The organism is Adlercreutzia sp. CNCM I-6215 (genome assembly GCF_977072315.1).
Window position 1 is genome coordinate 1 of the sequence record NZ_CDRVMA010000001.1, and the last position, 23278, is coordinate 23278.

Annotated in this window: 18 protein-coding genes and 1 other RNA gene; 12 read left to right on the plus strand and 7 right to left on the minus strand. The window is 63.6% G+C overall.

Going from position 1 to position 23278, the window contains the following annotated elements; genetic code table 11:
• The first annotated feature begins 228 nt into the window (after nt 1-228).
• From ACW4LP_RS00005 to aspS, 3 genes are all read left to right on the plus strand, one after another.
• The gene (locus ACW4LP_RS00005) at nt 229-831 is read left to right on the plus strand and encodes a HEAT repeat domain-containing protein (RefSeq protein WP_415979475.1); all 603 of its coding nucleotides are present in this window, start codon (nt 229-231) and stop codon (nt 829-831) included.
• A gap of 18 nt (nt 832-849) precedes the next feature.
• Entirely contained in the window at nt 850-3510 is a 2661-nt protein-coding gene (gene acnA, locus ACW4LP_RS00010; RefSeq protein ID WP_455803344.1) for an aconitate hydratase AcnA, read from the plus strand.
• 172 nt (nt 3511-3682) lie between these two features.
• The gene (aspS, locus tag ACW4LP_RS00015) at nt 3683-5464 is read left to right on the plus strand and encodes an aspartate--tRNA ligase (protein ID WP_455803345.1); all 1782 of its coding nucleotides are present in this window, start codon (nt 3683-3685) and stop codon (nt 5462-5464) included.
• A 55-nt stretch (nt 5465-5519) separates the two neighbouring features.
• Here aspS and ACW4LP_RS00020 read toward each other — a convergent pair whose 3' ends face one another.
• Together ACW4LP_RS00020 and ACW4LP_RS00025 are read right to left on the minus strand one after the other, a co-directional pair.
• Nucleotides 5520-6557, minus strand: coding sequence for a tyrosine-protein phosphatase (locus tag ACW4LP_RS00020; RefSeq protein WP_455803346.1), 1038 nt, complete (start codon nt 6555-6557; stop codon nt 5520-5522).
• A 99-nt stretch (nt 6558-6656) separates the two neighbouring features.
• A complete protein-coding gene (locus tag ACW4LP_RS00025) occupies nt 6657-8312 on the minus strand; it encodes a hypothetical protein (RefSeq protein WP_455803347.1) in 1656 nt (551 codons plus the stop codon).
• A 231-nt stretch (nt 8313-8543) separates the two neighbouring features.
• Here ACW4LP_RS00025 and ffs point away from each other — a divergent pair.
• The 5 genes from ffs (at nt 8544) to recR (ending at nt 12928) form a co-directional block, all read left to right on the plus strand.
• An RNA gene (gene ffs / locus ACW4LP_RS00030) (signal recognition particle sRNA small type) lies at nt 8544-8637 on the plus strand.
• Nucleotides 8638-8782: 145 nt separating this feature from the next.
• Nucleotides 8783-9637: a VTT domain-containing protein gene (locus ACW4LP_RS00035; RefSeq protein ID WP_455803348.1), complete on the plus strand. Its 855-nt coding sequence runs from the start codon at nt 8783-8785 to the stop codon at nt 9635-9637.
• Between the two features lie 3 nt (nt 9638-9640).
• A complete protein-coding gene (gene dnaX, locus ACW4LP_RS00040) occupies nt 9641-11926 on the plus strand; it encodes a DNA polymerase III subunit gamma/tau (RefSeq protein WP_455803349.1) in 2286 nt (761 codons plus the stop codon).
• 75 nt (nt 11927-12001) lie between these two features.
• Complete coding sequence (locus ACW4LP_RS00045; protein WP_022739071.1) at nt 12002-12310, plus strand: YbaB/EbfC family nucleoid-associated protein; 309 nt, start codon at nt 12002-12004, stop codon at nt 12308-12310.
• Nucleotides 12311-12331: 21 nt separating this feature from the next.
• Complete coding sequence (recR, locus tag ACW4LP_RS00050) at nt 12332-12928, plus strand: recombination mediator RecR (protein WP_302012632.1); 597 nt, start codon at nt 12332-12334, stop codon at nt 12926-12928.
• A gap of 26 nt (nt 12929-12954) precedes the next feature.
• On the opposite strand, the gene nrdD is transcribed toward recR, so the two are convergent.
• Both nrdD and ACW4LP_RS00060 read right to left on the minus strand, forming a co-directional pair.
• Complete coding sequence (nrdD, locus tag ACW4LP_RS00055) at nt 12955-13272, minus strand: anaerobic ribonucleoside-triphosphate reductase (protein ID WP_114548947.1); 318 nt, start codon at nt 13270-13272, stop codon at nt 12955-12957.
• A 143-nt stretch (nt 13273-13415) separates the two neighbouring features.
• Nucleotides 13416-14372, minus strand: coding sequence for a response regulator transcription factor (locus ACW4LP_RS00060; RefSeq protein WP_455803350.1), 957 nt, complete (start codon nt 14370-14372; stop codon nt 13416-13418).
• Between the two features lie 395 nt (nt 14373-14767).
• On the opposite strand from ACW4LP_RS00060, the gene ACW4LP_RS00065 reads away from it, so the two are divergent.
• Nucleotides 14768-16357 (plus strand): YfcC family protein, encoded by a 1590-nt coding sequence (locus ACW4LP_RS00065; protein ID WP_455803351.1) that lies wholly within the window; start codon nt 14768-14770, stop codon nt 16355-16357.
• A 500-nt stretch (nt 16358-16857) separates the two neighbouring features.
• On the opposite strand, the gene ACW4LP_RS00070 is transcribed toward ACW4LP_RS00065, so the two are convergent.
• The 3 genes from ACW4LP_RS00070 to ACW4LP_RS00080 all read right to left on the minus strand — a co-directional run bounded on the left by ACW4LP_RS00070 (nt 16858) and on the right by ACW4LP_RS00080 (nt 19339).
• A complete protein-coding gene (locus ACW4LP_RS00070; RefSeq protein WP_455803352.1) occupies nt 16858-17580 on the minus strand; it encodes a hypothetical protein in 723 nt (240 codons plus the stop codon).
• 150 nt (nt 17581-17730) lie between these two features.
• Nucleotides 17731-18615, minus strand: a complete 885-nt coding sequence (map, locus tag ACW4LP_RS00075; RefSeq protein ID WP_302012635.1) for a type I methionyl aminopeptidase — start codon at nt 18613-18615, stop codon at nt 17731-17733.
• A gap of 139 nt (nt 18616-18754) precedes the next feature.
• On the minus strand, nt 18755-19339 hold the full coding sequence (locus ACW4LP_RS00080) for a TetR/AcrR family transcriptional regulator (RefSeq protein WP_114548953.1): 585 nt from the start codon (nt 19337-19339) through the stop codon (nt 18755-18757).
• Nucleotides 19340-19672: 333 nt separating this feature from the next.
• On the opposite strand from ACW4LP_RS00080, the gene ACW4LP_RS00085 reads away from it, so the two are divergent.
• The 3 genes from ACW4LP_RS00085 to ACW4LP_RS00095 all read left to right on the plus strand — a co-directional run bounded on the left by ACW4LP_RS00085 (nt 19673) and on the right by ACW4LP_RS00095 (nt 23099).
• Nucleotides 19673-20842 (plus strand): DMT family transporter, encoded by a 1170-nt coding sequence (locus tag ACW4LP_RS00085; RefSeq protein WP_114548954.1) that lies wholly within the window; start codon nt 19673-19675, stop codon nt 20840-20842.
• Between the two features lie 114 nt (nt 20843-20956).
• Nucleotides 20957-21787, plus strand: coding sequence for a creatininase (locus ACW4LP_RS00090; protein ID WP_114548955.1), 831 nt, complete (start codon nt 20957-20959; stop codon nt 21785-21787).
• Nucleotides 21777-23099, plus strand: coding sequence for an MFS transporter (locus ACW4LP_RS00095; protein ID WP_157012718.1), 1323 nt, complete (start codon nt 21777-21779; stop codon nt 23097-23099). Before ACW4LP_RS00090 ends, ACW4LP_RS00095 begins: the two co-directional genes overlap by 11 nt.
• Nucleotides 23100-23278 lie beyond the last annotated feature (179 nt).

Genomic DNA, 23278 nt, shown 5'->3' on the forward strand with positions numbered 1-23278 from the left:
GCTTGAACGAAGTGAGAGGCAGCGCCTTTAGACGCTGCCGGCCCCCCTCGGCCTTATAGGCCCAGAGCAAACCACCCCTTTGAGGGGTGGTTCATGATTTTTGTGCGCCCTTAACCGTGAAATGGGAACGGCTTCTTTCTTTGAAAATATAAGGACGCGTATAATGTTTTCTGGAAAACTGGCGTCGATGACAGAGCCGAAGGGCTCGTCAGGAAAGGGAGGTTTCCCTTGAGTTCAGAGACCCCTGAAGATAAGAAGCGCGTTGAGGAGGCGCTGAAGGATTCGGCGAAGCTGAAGGAGTTGGTGGAGGCTCTTTCCGATGGGAGCCGCCGCGGCCGCCAGCAGGCAGCGAAGGTCATTGCAGGCGTGGCTGCTGAGAATCCTGAAATACTCGTGCCTTTCGCGTCCGATCTCGTCGACGCATTGGAGCGCTCTGAGGCTCAGACGCGTTGGGAATGTCTTGATGCGCTGACTTACGTCGTGTCCTTCGACTCTCGGCCCTGCGACAAGGCCATCCCCGGCGCCGAGGCGGCCCTGTTCGACGAGGACAGCGGTCCTTTGCGTTTGGCCGCCATGCGCTTTCTGTGCAAGCTGGGTGCGACGACCGAGAAACGCTCGGAAAAAGTATGGCCTCTCATCGACGAGGGCATCCAGTGCTATCACGGCGATTTGGAATTCCAGGATATGCTTCTGGCGGTCATCGACTTCTCCCAGGGGAAGCTGGACGGGTCTGTGAAAAGCGCCCTGGCCGATCGTATGCGCTTCGATGCCGAGAACGGCAAGGGCATGCTCAAGCGCCGTGCCAACCAAATCATCGAGAATGTTGCCTAGTTCCAAGGAGATTGTTGCATGAGCTTTGAAGCTTCTTTGAAGGTGGGCGATGGGGCCTACACCTATTACCCGGTGAGCGAGATAGAGGGGGCGGCGCAGCTGCCTTACTCCCTTACCGTGCTTTTGGAGAATGCGCTGCGCTGCGGGCGCACGCCCGAAGAGGCCCAGGCCATGGCTGAGCGCATCGTAACCGCCGGCTTGGCGGGCCAGACGGGCGAGGAAGTGGAGTTCACGCCGGCGCGCGTGTTGTTCCAGGACTTCACGGGTGTGCCGGTGTTCGTCGATTTCGCCGTCATGCGCGAGGCGTGCGCCGATCTGGGCGGCGATCCGAAGAAAATTAATCCCCAAGTGCCGTGCGATTTGGTTATCGACCATTCGGTCATCGCGGATGTGGCCGGGTGCGACGGCTGCATGGATGAGAACATGAAGCTGGAGTTCAAGCGCAATGGCGAGCGCTACGACTTTTTGAAGTGGGCCCAGGAGTCCTTCGAGAACGTGCGCATCGTGCCGCCGGGACAGGGCATCTGCCACCAGCTGAACATCGAGAAGTTCGCCAGCGTGGTCATGGAGTCTCCCGCCGGCCTTACCGGCGCCGATGGCACGCCCGTGGTGTACTTCGACACGCTTGTGGGTACCGACTCCCATACGCCCACGGCCAACGGCATCGGTGTGCTCGGCTGGGGCGTGGGTGGCATCGAGGCGGAGGCGGCCGCGCTGGGCCAACCCATCACGACGCTTGTGCCCCGCGTCATTGGCGTGAAGCTGACGGGCGACTTGTCCGAAGGCGTGTCGGCCATGGACGTGTCGCTGACGTTCGCGCAAATGCTGCGCGAACGCGGCGTGGTGGGCTGCTTTGTGGAATGCTTCGGCCCCGGCGTGGCGGCGCTTTCCGCCACCCAGCGCGCCTGCATCTCGAACATGACCCCGGAGTACGGATGCACCTGCACGCTGTTCCCGGTGGACGACCGCACGCTGGACTACCTGCGCCTCACGGGCCGCAGCGCCGAGCAGGTGGCCCTGGTTGAGGCCTACGCGAAGGCCCAGGGCTACTGGAACGATCCCGAGGCTGCGCCGCGCACCTATGCCGAGGTGATCGAGCTCGATCTTTCCACGGTCCAACCTTCTCTGGCGGGCCCCTCGCGCCCCCACGATCGCATTCCGCTCGCCAAGGCCGGCGAGCGCTTCCGCGCCATCTGCGCCGAGCGCGGCCTCGACGATGCGACGGTGCATGTGGAAGTTGACGGCGAGGACTACGAGCTGACCCACGGAGCCATTGCCATCGCCGCCGTGACGAGCTGCACCACGGCTACCGACCAGGCCATGATGCTGGCCACGGGCCTCATGGCGCGCAACGCCGCCGAGCGCGGGCTTGCGCCAGCACCCTGGGTGAAGACCATCTTGGCTCCCGGTAGCCGCGCCACCGAGCTTCTGCTCGAGCGGGCGGGGCTTACTGAGCCATTGCGCCAGCTGGGCTTCTATACCTGCGGTTTCGGTTGCATGAGCTGCATTGGCAACTCGGGTCCCCTCTCCGAGGCCATGCATGCCGTGGCCGACGACATCGAGCTGGCCAGCGTTCTGTCGGGCAACCGCAACTTCGAGGGCCGCATTTCACCGGACGTGTCGCAGAACTACCTGATGCAGCCGGCCAATGTCATCGCCTACGCCATCGCCGGCACCATGGACATCGATCTGGAGAAGGATCCCCTTGGCGCGGACGCTGAGGGCAATCCCGTGTTCTACGCCGACATCGTGCCCGCCGCCGACGAGGTGGCCGCTCTTGTGGACGAGTTCGTGACGGCCGACTTGTACGAGCAGGGCGCCGCAAACATGTTTGAGGGCGATGCCGCGTGGCAGGCCCTGGGGGCCGAGCCGAGCGATACCTTCGCTTGGGACGACGGCTCTACCTACGTGCGCCGCCCGCCCTATTTCGACGGCATGACCCGTGAGGTGTCGGGCCAGGACGCCATTGAGGGCGCCCGTGTGCTCGGCAACTTCGGCGACTTCATCACAACCGATCATATCTCGCCGGCCGGCGCCATCGCGCCGGACATGCCGGCGGCCGAGTACCTGGAGGCCCATGGCGTGGCCCCGGCCGACTTCAACACCTACGGCAGCCGCCGCGGCAACCACGAGGTGATGATGCGCGGCACCTTCGCTAACGTGAAGCTGCAGAACAAGTTGGCCGATGGACGCAAGGGCGGCTGGACCCGCGACTTTACCACCGGCGAGATCACGCCTCTGTATTATGCCGCCGAGAACTACGCCGCCTCCGACACGCCGGCGGCGGTGCTCGCGGGCAAGATGTACGGAAGTGGCTCGTCCCGCGACTGGGCGGCCAAAGGCCCGATGCTGCTCGGCGTGCGCGTGGCCATCGCCGAGAGCTTCGAGCGCATTCACCGCTCCAACCTCATCGGCATGGGCATCCTGCCGCTGCAGTTCATCGAGGGGCAAAACGCGGAGACGCTGGGCCTCGACGGCTCCGAGACCATCACCGTGGCGCCCATCGACTTCTCGGCGGGGCTGCCGAGCCCGGCTGTCGTGAAGGTGACGGCCGAGAAGCCCGATGGAAGCGCCGTGACCTTCGATGCCACCGTGCGCATCGACACGCCCACGGAGGGCCGCTACTACGAAAATGGCGGCATCCTCCAGTACGTGCTGCGCGATCTGATTGAAGGATAAGAGCCGATCGTGCATTGCTCAGCCCCCGTCGCTGCGCGAGAGCGACGGGGGCTTTTTGCTGCCGTCTGTGCGCTTTTCCGTTGCCGAACGCGCCGAAAGCTAGCTTGCGCGCCTGCAATGCGGTACGATTACGGGCACGTGATTTTTGACCCCTAGGAGCAACGAAACGACTATGGAAGACTTCCGCAACGAATATTGCATGCATACCGCCACCTGCGGGCAGCTGCGTGCGACTGATGTGAACCAAGAGGTGACCTTGTGCGGTTGGGCGTGGCACACTCGCGACCACGGCGGCCTCATCTTCATCGACCTGCGTGACCGCGACGGCTACACCCAGGTGGTGGTCGATCCCGATTGCGTGAGCGAGGAGGACTTCCATGCGGCCGAGCACTTGGGTCGCGAGTACGTGCTGAAGGTGTCCGGGCGCGTGCGTGAGCGTGCACCGGAGGCGATCAACCCGAACATGATCACGGGCGAGATCGAAGTTTTGGCCAATGCGGTAGAGGTGCTGAACACGTCGGTGACGCCGCCCTTCTCCATTGAGGATGGCATCGAGACCGATGAGATCACGCGCATGAAGTGGCGCTATCTGGACATCCGCCGTCCCGAGATGCTCGCCAACCTGAAGCTGCGCCACACGGTGACCCAGGCCATGCGCCGGGCCCTGGACGAGCGCGGTTTCCTGGAGATCGAGACTCCGATTCTGGCGAACTCCACGCCCGAGGGCGCCCGCGACTACATCGTGCCGTCGCGGCCGAACCCGGGCAAGTTCTACGCCCTGCCCCAGAGCCCCCAGCAGTTCAAGCAGATGCTCATGTGCGCCGGCGTGGAACGCTACTACCAGATCGCCCGGTGCTTCCGCGACGAGGACCTGCGCGCCGATCGCCAGCCCGAGTTCACCCAGGTAGATATCGAGATGTCCTTCGTCGAGGGCGACGATGTGTGCGACATGATGGAAGGCGTCATGGCCGAGACCTTGAAGGCCGTGGGCGTGACCGACGTCGCCTTCCCGCTGCAGAAGATGCAGTACGCCGACGCCATGCGCCTGTACGGCTGCGATCGCCCCGACGTGCGCTTCGGCATGCTGCTCCACGACATCACCGACATTGTGAAGGATACCGGCTTCAAGGTGTTCGCGAGCGTGGCCCAGTCCGGCGGCGTGGTGAAGGCCATCAACGTCAAGGGTGCCGGCGACTGGTCCCGCGGCGAGGTGGAGAAGCTCGCCAGCATCGCCGAGGCCAACGGCGCCAAGGGCATGGCCTGGGTGGCGTTCACCACCGATGGCCAGGAGAAGAGCCCCATCAAGAAGTTCTTCACCGACGAGGAGTGGGCGGCCCTGAAGGCCGAGATGGAAGTGGAGCCCGGCGACCTTCTGCTGTTCGCGGCCGATAAGCCCGAGATCGCCAACGCGGTGCTCTCAGCCCTGCGCCTGCACATGGCCGACGCCATGAACATCCCCCGCGAGGGCCACGCGCTGCTGTGGGTCGTGAACTTCCCCATGTTCCGCTACGACGAGGACGAGAAGAAGTACGCTGCCGAGCACCATCCCTTCACCCATGTGCTGAAGGAGGATCTGGACAAGATCGAGAGCGATCCGCTGGCCTGCGGCAGCTACTCCTACGACTTGGTCATGGACGGCTTCGAGGTGGGCGGCGGCACCATCCGCATCCACAACGCCGAGGAGCAGCGCCGCATCCTGCGCGTCGTGGGGCTGACCGACGAGGAGATCGACGAGAAGTTCGGCCACCTCATCCGCGCGCTGGAGCTGGGCGCCCCGCCGCACGGCGGCATCGCGCTGGGCTTGGATCGCCTCGTGATGCTTCTGGCCCGCAAGGACTCCATCCGCGACGTCATCGCCTTCCCGAAGACGAGCAGCGCGAGCGACCCCATGACGGGCGCTCCGAGTGCCGTCACCGGCCGCCAGCTGAAGGACGTGAGCCTGCGCATCCTGTAAGCTTTGGTTATTGGCCTCTGCGAGGGCGCCCGCGTTGCGGGCGCCCTTTCTCGTTCTAGGCCACCAGGGCGCGAAGGCTCTCGATTGCTTCGGGGGTGAGATGCAGCCCCTCGCGCAGGTAGGTGGCGAAGCTGCCGTAGAGGCGGTCGATCTCGTCGAAGTAGGCGCGCAGGTAGGCCGGCCGCGCTTCCAGAAACGACAGCAGGATGGCGCGCTCGTGGTCGGTCATGCCCCCGTCGAGGTGCGCTGCCTCCTCTGCGATGAGGTCGGCGTGGTCGGCGTTCACGCGCAGATAGTCCTCCATGATGGCGTCCTCGTCGGCTCCGGTGGCGCGCAAAAGCGTGGCGCATAGCACCCCGGTGCGGTCCTTGCCGTTCACGCAGTGGATGAGCGCGGGGCGTCCCTCGGCGGCCATGGAGCGCAGGGCCTGCCCCACCAGCGGATACTCGCGCACGTAGCGGCGGTAGTTCGCGCCCATGCGCTCCTCGGGCTCGCCGTAGCGCTCGATGACGCCGGCGATCAGGCGCTTGTCGGAATCCTTGCGGCGATGCTCAGTGGAGGGCTCCAGGGCCACGGTGCGCATGCCCACGATGTAGGGCTCCGGATGCGCCGCCACTTCGGCGGCCGTGCGCAAATCGTAGATGGTGGCGATGCCGAGGGCGCCCGAGAGGAAGGCCGCCTCCTCGCCCGTGAGGTTCGAAAGCTCTCGGGACCGGAAGATGCGCGCATCTCTGAACGAACCGCCCACGGCGCGGATGCGCGCATCTCCGTAGGTGCCCCCGGCGGGCAGCGCCTCGAAGGCGAACCCGGCCACCAGCGCGGAGGGCTCGCCATCCTCGGTCACGGGCCGCACCTTCAGCAGGTAGCGCCCAGGGGTTTCCGGGGTATAGACGAACCGCCAGTTCACCCCGCGGCTCTTGTCCACGGCGGCAGTGGGATAGGCCGTCCAGGAGGCGCCGTCATCCAGCGAGAACTCCATGGCGCAAATGGCGCGGTCGAAGTCGTCCACGTAACCGGCAAACTCAATGGGCGTACCGGCGTAATAGGGCGGCCGCGTTCGCGGGGCGAGGGGATTGCCTGATTCATTCGCCATAAGAGCCTTTCGGAAGGGTGCACGCTGGGTTATTCAATCGATGCAATTATCCCAGTACCGCGTATTCAAATCTAGATTTGTCAAATCGTGATTTGAATATCAGACGAGGTCGCTGCGGATTTCCAGGAGGGTGCGGGCGAGGTGGGCGAAGGCCTGCTCGCCGGCGGCCGAGTCGGGCGCATTGGTCATGATGGTTATGAGGTAGTCGCGACCGTTGATGGTGACGATGCCCGAATCGCACACGGCGTCGTCGTCTTGGCCGTCGATCCAGCCGGCTTTGTTGCGCACGGTGATGTTTGTGCCGATAGAGGCGACGGTCTTGTCCTCTTCAATGAGCGTCTGGCCGCCCTCCGCGTCTTCGGCGAGCACGGGGCCGTCGCCTTCGGAGCCGTCGGCGGCCGTGCTCTCCTCGGAGCCCTCCTCGTCGCTTCCGTCGTCTTCCACGCCCTCCTCGCCGCCGGAACCCTCTTCCGGCAGGTAGTCGGTGTGCCCTGCGCTCGTGGTGCCCAGGGCGCCGTTGCGCAGGAATGAGACTTCGGTTTTGCCGAAGGTGTCGGAGAGCCACTGGGCTGCCGAGGTGTCGGCAGTCGTCAGGTACTCGTAGATCTTCAACCACATGAGGGCCGACTGGCGTGCCGTGTAGGTGGGGAAGTACGTGTCGTTCACCAGCGCCGTATCGACGCCGGCCTCGGCCAGCCATGCTTCCATGCCGTCGTTTCCGTAGGTGCGGCGCAGCTTGCCGTAGGAGGAATTGTCCGACCAGACAATGGTGTTTTCCACCTGAGTGAGGCGCGAAGACGAGGCGCGGTCGATGTCGTTGGGGAACTCCTTGTTCACCACATAGGCGCAATAGGGGCCCTTGAACGAGCTGGCGCCGTAGATGGGCACGTCCACGTTGCCGGCAATGCCGCGTCCCGTGCCCAGATCCATGATGAGGTAGCTGGCCTCATAGCCATTGTTGTCGTAGTAGGAGAGCGCGTTGTTCAAGCTCACGAGGGAACGGTCGGAGAGCACGGGCGCGGCGGGCTGTTCGCCGGCGTCGTTGGTCGCGTTGCCGAGGGCGAAGGCGAAGGGGGCCTTCTGACCGGCGAGGTTGGTGAGGTCGTCGCGGGTCGGCGTGTAGGCGGGCAGCTGGGCCAGCTCCGGCTCGACGGGGCGGGCGAGGCTTACCTGGGTGGCGACGTTCTGCGCGAAGTAGGAAGCGTTGTTGCCCACGGCGTTGGCGCTGGCGACACCGACGTGCTTGCTGCCGTCTTTGGCGGCGGCCGATGCGAAAGGACCGATGTGGAAAAGCGCCATGGCGAAGATGACGGCCAGCGCGATGGCGATGAGCGCCATCGCCGCCCGTGCGAGGCTGAAGCCGCCGGCCGGGGCGAGGGTGTGCATCTGGGGGGCGAATGCGGCGCCAGCGCGAGGGGCGTGGCTGCCGCGGCCAGAGGGAGCGCCGTTGCGCGAACGCCCCTGGGCGCTGCGATTGCCGGCGGGCGCTTGATTGCCGCGGGGCCTCTCGCCGCGTGCAGAGCGCTCGCCGCCCGAGTGCCGGCGTCCCGACTCGGGTTCGCGACGCCGGTCGCGACTTGAGGGGTACTCGTCGCGCAGGGGATTATGGCGGGTGCTGCGCGGGCGGTTATCGGAGGATGAAGACGAACGGGCGGCACCAGTGGAGCGGCCATCGAAGCGGCCCGTGGAAAGAGAGAGGCCGCCTTGGGAGCGTCTGGGTTCGTCGTCGTAGCGGCTGTAATCGGATCGGGCCATGACATCCTCGGGACTGATGTGTTTGAGTTACGTTTAAGGGTCGAAAGAATAGTAGCAATTCCCCCGGTTTTTGCGAAGACCTTACGAAGATCTTAACAAGGATCGCGTAGTGAAAATGCCCGCAGACGGTCTTTAGCGGGCGCCCTATGGACTTTTAGTTGCCGGAGGGGAGCGCCGTCGCCAGTCGTGCGCGCTTCCCCTATACTTAGGCCTTACGAGTTCGAGTGCCTCGAATGGGTATGGGCGGCGACATGTTCCGAACCTGGTCAGGTCCGGGAGGAAGCAGCCATAAGGGACCGCTGACGAGCGCCCATACCTATTCGAGGCACTTTTGCGCGAAGGGCGCACCGCGGTGCCAACGTAAAATTACCGTGGCGCTTTTGCGCAGGGCCTCGTTGCCGTGACCTCTGAAAATACAATGGGGCCGGCGGCGCGCCGCCTTCTACGTTATTCTGCAGATTGGAGACTCGGTGGGCATCATCGACTTTTTCATCAACCTTTTGAAAGACCCGCGCGGCTTCATCGCCGGCTGGATCATCGCTTTGGGCCCGGTGTGGGTGTACACGCCGCTGTTCCTCATCGTGTTCGTGGAGACGGGGCTCGTGTTCTTCCCGTTTCTGCCGGGCGACTCGCTCCTGTTCGCAGCGGGCGTGTTCTCCGCCGACGGCGGCGGCCTGAACGTGTGGGCCACGCTCATCGTGTTCTGGGCGGCGGCCATTTTGGGCAACACGTCGAACTACTGGATCGCGCGCCTGTTCGGCAGCCGCATCATCGATTCGGGGAAGGTGAAGGCGCTCACGCCCGAGCGCATGGCCAAGCTCGACCACTTCTTCGAGCGCTACGGCGGCCTGACCATCATCATCACGCGGTTCATGCCGTTTTTCCGCACCTTCGCGCCGTTCATCGCCGGTACCGGACACATGAACTTCGGGAAGTTCACGTTCTTCAACGCCGTCGGCGGCATCTCCTGGGTGAGCCTGTTCGTACTGGTGGGATACTTCTTCGGCGGCATTCCGCTGGTGCAGGAGCACTTCGAGGTGATCGTGCTGGGCATTGTGGCCGTGTCCGTGGCGCCGGCGTTCGTCGGTGTCATCAAGGCCGCGCTGAACAGTCGTCGCGCCAAGGAGGGCGATCCGGTTGCCCAGGCGGCCGAGCGCGTGAACGAGGCCGAGTACCAGCGCGAGCTGACCGAGGAGCGCGTGATGCGCGCCGAGGCCGAGGCGAAGGCGGAGGCGCGGCGCCGGGTGGCGGCCGAGCAGATCGCGCAGCCGGCCGAGGGCGCGCAGGCACTGGTTTCCGAGACCGAGGAGAAAGACGGGGAGTAGGCCATGGCCGAGGCACTCTATCGCAAGTACCGACCGCAGATCTTCGAGGACGTGGTCGGCCAGGAGCACATCGAGCGCACCATTAAAAACGCCATCGCCCAGGACAAGGTGAGCCACGCCTACCTGTTCACGGGCCCGCGCGGCACCGGCAAGACCACCACGGCGCGCCTTCTGGCCAAGGCGCTTTTGTGCGAGAAGGGACCCACGGACACACCCGACGGCACCTGTGACGATTGCGAGATGATCGCTGCCGGCGAGCACCCGGACGTCTACGAGCTGGACGCCGCGAGCCGCACCGGCGTGGAGAACGTCCGCGAGGAGATCATCGGCCGCGTGCAGTTCGCGCCGACCCGCGGGCGCTACAAGGTGTACATCATCGACGAGGTGCACATGCTCTCGACGGCCGCCTTCAACGCGCTTCTGAAGACGTTGGAGGAACCGCCGAGCCACGTGGTATTCATCCTGGCCACCACCGACCCTCAGAAGGTGCCCGAGACCATTCACTCGCGGTGCCAGCGCTTCGATTTCCGCCGCATCTCCACCGAAGCCATGGTGTCTCGCTTGGGGGCCATTTGCACCGCCGAGAACGTGGAGTTCGAGGGGGAGGCGCTCGAGCTCATCGCGCACCGGGCCGAGGGCGGCATGCGCAACGCGCTCACCTCGCTGGAGCAGCTCATCGCCTTCGGCGACGGCTCGGTGACCATGGAAGTGGCCGAGCGGATGCTGGGGGCCGTGGACTCCACGGATCTGGCCGACATCGTGCGGACGATAGGCGCCCGCGATGCGGCGGCGTGCTTCCGCTGGGTGGCCGAGTACGTGGAAACCGGCGCCGACATGGCCCAGTTCGTGGCGAATCTGGCCGAGCACATGCGCAACATGTACGTCATGGCCGTGGCGGGACCTGAGGTGGTGCTCGACGTGTCCGAGGCGACGCGCCGCGAGCTTTCCGAGGAGCTGCCGCTGTTCGGTGTCGACCGCCTGGCGCGACTTCTGGGCGTGCTGGGGGATGTAGCCGGCGAGCTGAAGACGTCCACGAACCCGCGGCTTACCTTCGAGATCGCGCTGACGCGCATGGTGCGCCCCGATGCCGATGTGACGCTGGAGGCTCTGGCCGAGCGTGTGGAAACCCTGGAGCGCCAGCTGGCCGGCGCCTCTGTCGTGGCTGCCGCGCCCGTTGTGCCTGCGGGAGCGGCCCTCGTAGGGGGCGACCTTGGTCGCCCCTCGGCTCCGTCCGGATCAGCGCCGTGCGACAGCCAGTCTGTCCCGCTCGCGGAGGGCGGACCTGTGTCCGCCCCTACGGAAGGGGTTGCCCCGACGGCAGCCCCTGCCGCGGCGACTCCGGCCGCAGTTGCCTCCGCCCCGTCTACGGCATCTGCCCCGGCCCCCGCGCCGTCCGCTCCGGCGGCCGCGGGCTCTCTGTCGCCCGAGATCGTCGCCACGCTCTCGAACATGGCCTCGCTTCAGCGTCTCTGGGCCGGTGTTCTCGCCTCGCTGAAGAAGTCCAAGGCGGCCTACGGCGTGCTGTTCATGAACACCAAGGCGGTCTTCGATGCGGCGGCGGGCGCGCTTCTCATCGAGTTCCCCGCCGAGAACGACTTCGCCTTCCGCGCCGTGCAGAAACCCGACGTGCAGGCTGAGCTCGCCCAGGCTCTGCGCCGTGAAGCCCACGGGGACATTCCCTTCGAGCTGCGCAAGGGCGGCGCCTCGGCTCCGATGGCCTCTGCTCCCGCCGCGGCTTCCGCATTTAACGTACCCGCACCGGCCTCTCAATCGGTACCTGCCCCGTCCGCTGCTTCGGCGAGCCCGATGTCCGGCGCGCCTTCTAGCGTGAGTGCGCCCGCGGTTCCCGCTTCCGCCGCTGCGCCGGCGTCCTCGCCGGCCCCCGCGCCCGATGACGATCGGCCGCCCTACGACGACTACGTTCCCTACGACGATGCGGATATCCCTTTCGAGGACCCCTTCGCCTCCCGGGGCGCCTCGCCCCAGGGCGCAGCGACCTCCCCGGCGCCGAGCGTCTCCGCAAATGCCTCTCCCGCCGCCTCTTCCGAAGTGCCCCCGTGGGAGGAGGCGCCCCAGGTGCCGGCGCCGTCTGGTGCGACACCTCAAGCGCCTGCGTCCGCTCCTGCCCCCTCGCCGGCCCCTTCGATGGCAGCACCGTCCGTCTCCGCGCTTCCCCCCGAGCCCGATGCCGTGTCCGGGCCTTCCCCGAATCCCGTAGAGGAGCCCGACCTCGCCGCCTCGCTTGCCTTCGGCTTCGGCGACGGCGTCAACTTCGAGGAAGTCGTCTAGGCGAGATTGGGCGAGATGCCCTAGAATACGTTAGCAGTCGGGCGCGACCCGCGAACCAGCAAAGGAGACCCTTTCATGGACATGAAGAAAATGATGAAGCAAGCTCAGAAGATGCAGCGCGATGCTGCCGCGGCTCAGCAGGAGATTGCTGCCATGACCTTCGAGGCCTCGGCTGGCGGCGGCATGGTGAAGGCCACGGCCACCGGCGAGATGGCCATCACCGACATCACCATCGACCCCGCTGCCGTGGATCCCGAGGACGTGGAGATGCTGCAGGACATGGTCGTCGCCGCCGTGAACGAGGCGCTGCGCGCCGCCAGCGAGGCGGCCAACGCCCGCATGAACGCCGTCATGGGCGGCATGAAGATCCCTGGCCTGATGTAGCCGCGCCCTAAGGCGACATTCGTGCAAGCGGCACCTTCCATCCAAAAGCTCCTCGATGAGCTGGAGCGTTTGCCCGGCGTGGGGCCGAAGTCGGCCCAGCGCATGGCCTATTGGATCCTGAACACCGACGCGGCCGAGGCGCTGCGTCTGGCCGACGCCATCCGCGAGGTGAAGGCGGGCGTGCACTTCTGTGCCCGCTGCTTCAACTATGCCGAGGGCGACCTGTGCGAGATCTGCGCCAGTGCCAAGCGCGACGACTCGGTCATCTGCGTGGTGAGCGAGCCCCGCGACATCCCGCCCATCGAGCGCACGGCCGTGTTCAACGGCGTCTACCATGTGCTCGGCGGCGTGCTGGCACCCATGGAGGGTGTCGGCCCCGGCGACTTGCGCATCGCCGAGCTGATGGCGCGCCTCGGTCGCGAGGACGTGACCGAGGTGGTGCTCGCCATGAACCCCAACATTGAAGGGGAGACCACCGCCGCCTACCTCGCGCGGCTCATCAAGCCCTTGGGCGTGAAGGTGACGCGCCCGGCCAGCGGGCTTCCCGTCGGCGGCGACTTGGAATTCGCCGACGAGGTCACCTTGGGCCGCGCCCTGGAAGGGCGATTGCCGCTGTAGGCTTTCAGACTGCGAAAAAAGCCAGGTTACTTGCAGCAGGCGGGAACCTCGTGCTTGACGCGGTCGTGCTCCTCGGCGCGCTTGGCGTCGTTGAAGCGGTCGAGCGTACCCACCAGGTAACCGGTGATGCGGCGGATGCGGTCGAACTTCACCGGTGCGAGCCCGTAGTGGATGCCCACGTCCTCGCCATCGACATCCAGCGTCAGCGACTCCAGCTGACCATGGGGGTACTTGTCGTAGGCGCGCTTGATGTAGGCCTTGATCTCGTCGTCGGATACGGGGGTATCGCTGGCCTGTGCGTAGTTCACGGCCACCTTCACGCCGTCGATCATCTTGTTCTCCATGATAGGCTCCTTGTCGTTTGCGGTTCGGTTAATGCCTCGCTGGTTCACTATATCTAGTTAGCGAAACGGAATTCTAGCACAATATGTAGCCCTTTGGGGTCATGTTCTCGAGATGTAGCAAAAACCTCGCGAAAGCCCTTTGCTCAGCGCTCCCAGAAGTCGGCGGCCAGCTCGGCGCGGTTGGCGTGGCCGGTCTTCTTCAGGATGTTGTGCATATGCACCTTCACGGTGCCGGCGGAAAGCGTTAGTGCGCTTGCAATGTTCTGGTTGTCCTTCCCCATGAGCGCGTGCCGCAGCACCTCCTCCTCGCGCTTGGAGAGATCGTAGGTGCGGCTATATAAAGGCAGCAGGCGGTCGATGGACTCCGCGAGCAGCGGATCGTCGCCTTCGGGCAGTTCGCGGGCTCGCAGCTGCAGGGACACCGACGCGCCCCGCAGAACCGCCAGGCCGTAGCAGATGAACAGGAGGTTCTCCATGGGGCTGCGCTCGGCGAGGACCCACATGCCGCGGGGAATGGAGCCGGGGTCGAAGATCAGCTGGACGTACACGTTCTCCAGAATGATGCCGCAGGTAAGGCCGATGGCCCAGAAGAACGCGGTGCGGTGGCTCTTCATGATGGAGCGCCGCTCGGGGTCGGGGGAGTGCGTGTACCACCAGGCGAGCAGGCCGTAGCAGGCCAGCTGCAGCACAGCGCGCAGGTTGTAGTAGATGAACTCCCTCCATTGCGGGTTCTCGATGAGCTGATAGGCGGCCAGCGACAGCGCGGCCCACAGTGCCACGGGCGCAAAGCGAACGACGGGGCGTTCTTCCCGGCAGTAGCGGCAGGCGGCCAGCCACAGAAAGAGGAACGCGCCGCCGCCGGCGATGATGGAGGTATAAGGGTGTCCCACATCGTAAAACGAGGCGGCTTCGAACACGGCATCGGGGGTGATGAAATTGTCCTTAAAGACGAGGGAGACGTCGAAGAAGTAGAACGCGAAGCCCACGGTGGCGTAGAGGAAGGTGCGCCGCCGTGACACGTAGAAGGCCGACAGGCTCGTGGCCGCCACGATGGTGTAGAAGAACATGATGAGAAGCGTGTAGTAGAACAGCAGGGTCATGGCGTTCCTCGAAGATGGGGGCGTCGGAGGGCGCGCGGGGCGCGGGCAAGCCAGCGAGCACAGTGTAGCGAATCGCGGATGGCGCCGTCGCGGACGAACGGTCCCTCGTTGGCAACGGGCCGCCAACGGCCTTCTCACCTGCGGTTTAGCTACCGTTTAGAAAGGCGTCTCCACAATATCACCAAATTATACCCGGCGCGGGCAGCGGCCATCCCCGCCTTATGCCTAGGCAGGCGAGTCCCGGCGACCCTACACTCGCTCCAGTACTTCCTCCCGCGGGCCCTCGGGCCGCGCTTCGACGGGCCGCCCGGCCGGCTGCCCGTCTGCCGGACCGGGCGACGAGGATCCGCGGGGAGGCGTTCGGCACTCCGCCCCGATTCAGATAGGAGATCATCATGGCTGAGACAACCATGGAGGCCCGCCCCATCCCAACCGAGGAACCGGGAAAGGAGAAGAAGAAACGCAAGTTCTCCTTCCCCTCGGCGTTCACCATCCTGTTCATCGTGACCATTATCGCCGTCATCTGCACGTGGTTCGTGCCGGCGGGCCAGTACTCCAAGCTGCTCTACGACGCCGACAGCGGCAAGCTTGAGATGACCACCCCCACCGGCGAGACCTCGCAGCTGGACGCCACGCAGCAGACGCTGGACGACCTCGGCGTGAAGATCGACATCGACCAGTTCACGAGCGGCGCCATCACCAAGGCCGTGTCCATTCCCGGCACCTACGAGGGGCTCGACCCGCACCCGGTGTCCATCGCCGACATTCCGTACTCCATGGTATGGGGCGTCATCGACGGCATCGACGTCATGGTGTTCATCCTGTGCTTGGGCGGCCTTATCGGCGTAGTGAAGGTGACCGGCGCCTTCGAATCGGGGCTTGCGGCCCTCACGAAGAAGACCAAGGGCCGCGAGTTTTTGCTGGTGTTCGGCGTGTCGGTGTTCATGATCTTCGGTGGCACCATGTGCGGCCTGGAGGAGGAGGCCGTGGCCTTCTACCCGATTCTCGCGCCGATCTTCATCGCGCTGGGCTACGACTCCATTGTGGTCGTGGGCGCTATCTTCATGGCCGGCTCCATCGGCACGACGTTCTCCACGGTGAACCCGTTCTCGGCCGTCATCGCATCGAATGCGGCCGGCACCGTGTTCACCGAGGGCATCGCCGTGCGCGCCTTCGCTCTCGTCGTGGGCGCCATTGTGTTTCTGCTGTACCTGCATTGGTATGCCAAGAAGGTGAAGGCCGACCCGAAATTCAGCTACTCCTACGAGGATCGCGAGAAGTTCAATGCCCAGTGGGAGCTGGATGAAAGCGGCGCAGCAGCCCGGGAGTTCAGCCTGCGCAAGAAGATCGTGCTCGTCATCTTCGTAGCCGCCTTCATCATCATGATCGTGGGCGTCATGAACCTCGGTTGGTGGTTCCCGCAGATGGCCGCCGAATTCGTGACGCTGTCCATCCTGGTTATGTTCATCGGAGGCACGGGCAAGGACGGCGTGGGGGAGGCGAAAATGGTGGACGCCTTCGGTGCCGGCGCCTCCAGCCTGGTGCCCGTGGCCCTCATCATCGGCCTGGCCCGCGGCGTGAACCACGTGCTCACCGAGGGCATGATCAGCGATACCATGCTGAATGCGGCCTCGAATCTGGTGGCCGGCATGAGCGGCCCTTTGTTCGTGATCTGCCTGCTGCTCATCTTCTTCGTGCTCGGCTTCGTGGTGCCCTCCTCCAGCGGCCTGGCCGTGCTGGCGATGCCTATCTTCGCGCCTTTGGCCGACACCGTGGGCATTCCCCGCTGGATCATTGTGGCGGCCTACCAGTTCGGCCAGTACGCCATGCTCTACATCGCGCCCACGGGCCTCGTGATGGCCACGCTGCAGATGCTGGACATGAAGATGTCCCACTGGTTCAAGTTCGTGTGGCCCATGATGGTGTTCACGCTCGTGTTCGGCGCCATCCTGCTGAGCATCTGCTCGGTGGTGTTCGCGGTGTAGTGACTTCGGCGAGCCTTCTCTGCCAGAGCCCCTCTTTACCGGAGCCCCTCTCTGCTGGAGGGGCTTTTTTCTGCAGGCAGGGCGCGACGGATGACAACGAGAAGCGATTTGGGAATTAGATGAGAGTTTCGCGCGCCCTTCGGAATTAGATGAGAGTTTCGCGCGCGTTCCGGAAATAGTTGGGAATTTCGCGCGCCAGGACGACTCCATTTTGAGCCAAATTGCCAAAAACTGCGCTCGAAACTCGCATCTATTTCCTGATTCCTAATTTCAGTTGCGCGAAACTCGCATCTATTTCCGAAATACAGGCAGTGAGCAGTGGGAGCGGGCACGCTTTTTGTCCTATAACCCGAAATCTGTCTTAGAGTCCCTAGATATGACAAAGGGCTCTGTCCCCTCCAAAAACAGAGCCCTCATCGTTCGAAGCTTGTGGGCTTCGGCGTAAATCGGTGACCATTATAGCAACCCTCACAGAAAATGCAAAACGTCACCGAAAACTGTTACTTTTGCTCGCGCTTCTTGGCCTTCATGTACTTGGCACCGAAGGCGCAGATGTCGGTGGCGCCGAAGCCGATGAGTAGCATCGAGAAGCCGGCCTTCAGCACTTGGGCCGAGGTGGCGCCGGCGCTTGCGAAGCCGGCGGAGCCGTTCATCTGGTAGGTGTCGAACAGGGAGCTGACGTCGTCGGGCGTGTAGTAGGCGAGCATGCACAGGCCGAAGACGATGATGACGGCGCCGACGATCATGCCGCAGATGCGGAAAACTTGCTCGGGGTCGATGGTCTTGCGCGTCTTCTGGACGGCGGCCGCGGTTGCGGCTGCCGCGGCGTGGGGCGAGGCCGTGGGGACGGTGCCGGGCGTCGCGGCCGCAGTGGGAGCCTGGGGTGCCGCTGCTACCTGCTGAGGTGCGCCGTAGGTTGCCTGGTAGGCGGCTTGATGGGTCGCGGCGGTCGGCTGCTGCGGCTGAACCGGTGCCACGGCGACGGAGGGCGCAGCCTGCGGCATAACGGCAGGCTCGTTGGTGACGGCGGGCTCGTCGGGGTTCAGCTCCTGGGATTGCAGCACCTCGCCGAGCATCTCGCTCGCATCGCCCGCAGCGGCGGTCTCAACGTCGCCAGGGGTGCGAGCGGGCTCGCCATAGGCGAGAGATCCCCGCTCGAGCTCGCGGCCTTCGGGGCCGTAGCCGGCGGTGACGCCAGGGGTTTGGTTGGTGTTCTCGGTCATGGGAAAAGCTCCTCTCAGAGAAAGGGTTCTTGAATGAACACCAGTCAGCATAGAAGCGGCCCGCCCCGAAATCGGAGCGGGCCGCTAAGCGTATGGCGACCGTAAAGTTACCGCCATCATTTCGGAAACGGTGCCCGGTGAGCTATCCCTCTACCAGCTGAGCAGTTCGTAACCGTCCTCGGTGATGACGAGTTGGACCTCCCATTGGGCCGTGAGCGACCGATCGGCGGTGCGGACTGTCCAGCCGTTGGGGTCGGTCATGTCGATCTCCTGGGCGCCGGCGTTGATCATGGGCTCGATGGTGAAGCAGAGCCCCGGCACGAGAATGGGCCCGGTGCCTGCTTCCGTGACGAAGCTCACGAAGGGATCCTCGTGAAACTCCAGGCCGATGCCGTGGCCGCCGAACTCGCGAACGACGGTGTAGCCGTGCTCGCGCGCATAGGCGTTCACGGCCGCGCCGATGTCGCCCAGATGCCCCCAGGGCTTGATAGCGTCCAGCCCCACCTGCACGGCCTCTTTCGTGACGCGCACGAGATCGGCCGCCTCCGGCGACGCCTCGCCGATGCAGAACATGCGAGAAGAATCCGAGAAAAAGTCGTCCTTGATGGTGGAGCAGTCGATGTTGACGATGTCGCCCTCGCGCAGCACCTCGTCAGGGGAGGGGATGCCGTGGCAGACCACCTCGTTGACCGAGGTGCACACCGACTTCGGGAAGCCCTCATAATCGAGCGGCGCGGGAATGGCGCCGTGCTCCACGGTGTAGTCGTGCACCCACTGGTCAATCTGCTCGGTGGTAATGCCCGGCGCGATGCGCTCGGCCACGTAATCCAGCACGCCGATGTTCACCTCGGCGCTGCGCTTGATGCCCTCGATCTCGGCCGGGGTCTTCAGCAAATCGCGCGGGGGAACCTCCTCGCCGGCCTCGGCGAGCTCTTCCAGGCGCTCGTCGAAATCGAGGTGGCATTTCTTGTATTTCTTGCCGCTGCCGCACCAGCACTCGTCGTTGCGCCCCGGGCTCTGAAGACCGTCGTACATTGAGACTCGCTCCTTTATCGTGTGCGCCCGCGGGCGCCTTGACGTTCGCGTTCCCATGGTACTACAAGTTCGCCGAAGCGAACCTGCTGGTTTGCCTCGGCGGGTTCATTGCGAGACGGGATGAAGGGCTTGCGCGACTCTATCGATCGGTTGCGGGTATCTCCAGGGCGCGGTAGAGGCGGTCGGGCACGAGGCTCACCAAATCGTCGGTCCAGCGCGCAAGATCGGTGGGCTCATCGGAGCGGAACCAGTCGTTCATGACCTCGCATTCCAGCTTCGAGAACACCTCCACGATGAAGCGCAGGTTGTCGTTCACCTCGACATGGCGGTAGTTCTCCAAGGTGTCGAGAAGCACGGCCTTGCGGTTTTCTGGCATGATGGTCTGCCCGAAGGGCGTGTTGATCGAATACTGGATGGACTCACGGAAGAAATCGCGCTCCTGGGCGATGAGCCGCAGATGGTGGTAGTAGCCCGTTTTCCAATCGATGGTGCGGCCGATCTCGTTCAAATAGAACTGGCGGCAGAAGATGGAGTACCACCAGGGGATGTCATACTTGCTCTCGAAGTGCCGGTAGAAGGTCTGTCGCGAGATGCCGGCGTTGCGGCAGATCTCGGCCACGGTAATCTGATCGAGAGATTTGTTCACCGCATGAAGAATTTTCATCTTGATGCTCAAATCGGGGGAATTGAAGATGTTCTCGCCCAGGGTGAGGTCAGTGATCATAGGAGCGCCGCCTTCTGCTCGTTTCGGGTATGCATCCGGGGGTTGGTCATGTCCTCCTTAAACGCATAGTACCTGATCGCTGTGGCTGTATTGATGACAACTGAAGGTGAACGTCAAGAGAACCATGATGCGGTTTCCCCCTTGTCGCAATTTTGCGACATTATTGCCAATTTGTCCTCCGCTTCAAACAAAAACCCGCTGACATTCTGTTTCGAGGAACAGGGTTTGCGACTCGACCTTTGCGCTCGCCTACGACTGGGCCGCACAATTCTTCTCATAGGGGAAGGTGCTTCCAATGAGGCGTCTTCGAAATCGAATGGGAAGAGGGTTCCTATGAACGAAAGGGCGAAGTACAAGCTCATCGGATTTATCATGATGTTCTGCTCGTCATCTTTGATGGGCGGCATCGGAGCGTTCACGCGCTTCATTGACGCCCCAGGCGACTTCGTGTCGTTCTGGCGCAACTTCGCGGGCCTTATTGCGCTCACGATCATCTTCTTGTTTATCGGCGGCTTCAAGAAGGTGAAGGCCACGCGGTTCTCGGGCATGATGTTGCTCTCGGGCATCTTCTTGGGGCTGCTTTCCGGCCTGTACTGCCTGTCCACCCAGTACACGACGTTGGCGAACGCGTCGTTCCTCATTTACACCGGCCCCATTTACTCGACGATCCTTGCGGCGATCTTCCTCAAGGAAAAGATTGATTGGCGTGGCATTCTTTGCATCATCGCCGTGGTAGTCGGCATGCTGTTCATCGTGGGCATCGTCACTCCCGAGGGCCTGACGCTCGATCTCGATCCCACCTATACCTTCGGCAACGCCATTGCCTTCGCATCGGGTGTCGCCTACGGCCTCTATTTGTTCTTCTCGCGCTATCGCGAGGATTGCGACTCGAACGTGCGCTCCTGGTGGAACTTCCTGTTCGCATCGCTGGCCATTCTCGTGCTGCTTCTGTGGCACAACTTCTGCCTGCAGCCGCTGTCCTATACCGAGAAAGTGAATGGCGTAACGCAGGTCGACGCCGCTGGCCAGATCATCACGCACCCCTGGAACCTGTTCACCATGCCGCTCGATTCCTGGCTGTGGCTGATTGCCGCCGCTCTCATCACCGGCTTCGGCGCGTTCTATCTGCTCACCCATGCCACCAAGCGCCTGAAGGCCGGCGAGCTGGCTGCCATCTCCTATCAAGAGACCATCATGGCGTCGCTTCTGGGCCTGTGCCTGTTCGGCGAGACCCTGACCGCCTTCCAGCTTATTGGCGGCGCGCTCATCGTTATCGGCGGCGTGAGCCAGATCGTCTTCACCACCAGTGCGGCGAACAAAGAAGTCGACGATGCCGCTGTTGATGGCGAAGTGGCCCTGGCGGCCCAAGTGGGAGCCGGCGGTGCGGGCTTCATCGATGCGAACCCGGATGGAATGGATCCGAAGCTGGCTGCTATGGCCGACGGCGCCCAGAAAGCTGCCGACGCTTACGATCGGGACCATCCCGACGCCGACGACCGCTAAGTCCCCTGCTTTCGCGGAGGGTCTGGCTGGGGAAGTGAGAGTCCGGCCCTCCGCTTACGCACTTGCCAAATGGGTCTTTTTGGGAGAGAAGGCCCCTGCTTTCAAGGAGTGACTATGAAAAACTCTGTATTCATGGAAGAGATGGACGCCTTTACCTACCGCGAGAAGCTCGCGAAGGATGCCGTCGTCTTCATCCCCGTTGGTGCGCTCGAACAGCATGGCAGCCATATGGCCATGTGCGTGGACGCCGCTCTTACCAAGGCCATGGCCGGCGCGACCGCTGAGGCGCTCACGGCCGATACGGACGGCGCGCTCGAGGGTATCGTGTGCTCGGCCATCAATTTCGGCTATCGTTCCCAGCAGCGCAGCGGCGGCGGGTTCCACCTGTCGGGCACGACTTCGCTGTCGGGTACTACGATCATCTCTTTGGCCCGCGATATCTGCTATAGCCTCATCGAGGACGGCGCTCGCAAGATCGTGTTCATGAACGGCCATTACGAGAACTACCAGTTTATCTTCGAAGGCGCCGAGCTGGCTCTCGAGAAGGCGTCGGCCGAGGGCATCAAGAACGTGAAAATCCAGCTTTTGTCCTACTGGGATTTCGTTGACGATGCCACCATCCAGGAGTTGTACCCCGATGGTTTCACGGGTTGGGATTTGGAACATGCTGGCGTGATGGAGACGTCCCTCATGCTCTTGTTCTATCCCGATTTGGTGGACATGGACCGCATCGATCCCGCGCTGTACACGGGGTTGCCCGCCGAGCTTCCCAATTACGATGTGCTGCCCATTGTGGCCGACTACACGCCCCCTTCGGGCTGCCTGTCGCATCCTGGTGCCTCTACGCGCGAAAAGGGCATCATCCTGCGTGACGTTGCCGTGGCCAATATGGTCATCGCCATCGAGGATGAATTCAGCGGAGCAGGTGATTTCCATGAGGACTAACGATGCCGCGGCTGAGGTCGCCCCTGTTGCTCACGAGCCCCACAGCGATTTGAAGCGCGTTGCCGCCTCGTCGTTTCTGGGAAACTTCATCGAGTGGTTCGATTATGCCACCTACACGTACTTCGCCATTACGATTGGCCAGGTCTTCTTTCCCGGCTCCGAGGTGAACTCCACTTTGATGGCCTTCGCCATCTTCGCCCTGGCCTTTATCTTCCGCCCGCTCGGCGCCATGTTCTGGGGAAGCATGGGCGACAAAAAAGGTCGCAAACAGTCGCTGGCCATCTCGGTTCTGCTGATGTCCGGTGCCGCTTTCCTCATCGGCTGTCTGCCGTCCTACCAGGCCATTGGCCTGGCCTCTCCCATCCTGTTGCTCGTGCTGCGCAGCGTGCAAGGGTTTTCAGTGGCTGGCGAGTACTCGGGTGCCGCCGTGTTTCTGGCCGAGTACGCCCCGCCTGAGAAGCGCGGCCGCTATTGCTCGCTCGTCCCCGCATCGACGGCCACGGGCCTGCTGGCGGGCTCCACGATGGCCCTTGTGCTGAAAATGGTTCTGCCCGAGGCCGCCATTATTGAGTGGGGCTGGCGCATTCCGTTTCTTCTGGCTGGCCCACTCGGCTTCATCGCCCACTACATCCGCACCAAGCTGGAAGACTCTCCGGCTTTCGTGAAGATGGAAGAGGGGAACAAGGAGGCGGAGCATCCGACGCACTTGGTGTTCAAGAAGTACCGCAAGCGCCTGCTGTCCTCCGTTGCCGCTACTATGGTGAACGCGGTGGGATTTTACCTGGTGCTCACCTATCTGCCGACGTACCTGACGAGCTACACCTCAATGGAGGCGTCCCAGGCGCAGCTGGCCACCGACATCGCGCTCATTGCATATCTGCTCATCATCTTCGGCTCGGGCACGCTGTCCGATAAAGTGGGGCGTCGGCGTATGCTGCTCACCGCATGCGTCGCCTTCATCGTGCTTTCCATTCCCTGCTTCCTCATGCTGGGGACGGCGTCGCTGCCCATCGTGATTGTGGCCGAGCTCATCATGTGCGTGACGCTATCGCTCAACGATGCGAACATCGCCTGCTATCAGGCGGAGATGTTCCCCACGGAAGTGCGCTACACCGGCGCGGCCTTAGGTTCGAACATCGCCTACGTGGTGTTCGGCGGCACGGCGTCGTTTGTGGCCACGGCGCTCATCGACGCCACGGGCAACGGGCTCATGCCAGCTTTTTATATGATGGCCATCAGCGCGGTGGCCGGCGTTATCCTGTTCTTCACGGCCCACGATTATAATGGCATACCCCTGGACGAGATTCGGTAGCTGGTTGGTTGACGCTGGCTCGTGCCCCTTCTTTCGGGCCAGCTCCCTCTGAGGTGCCAGCTGCCGCCTCGTTCCGGCGGATCGGCCGCTTGCCCGGCGGCCGCCTCTTTTAGGCCCCGCAGCCTGCCCTGGCTGTGGGGCCGTTTGCGCGTTTCGGGCACCGAGAGGGGCGAAAGGCT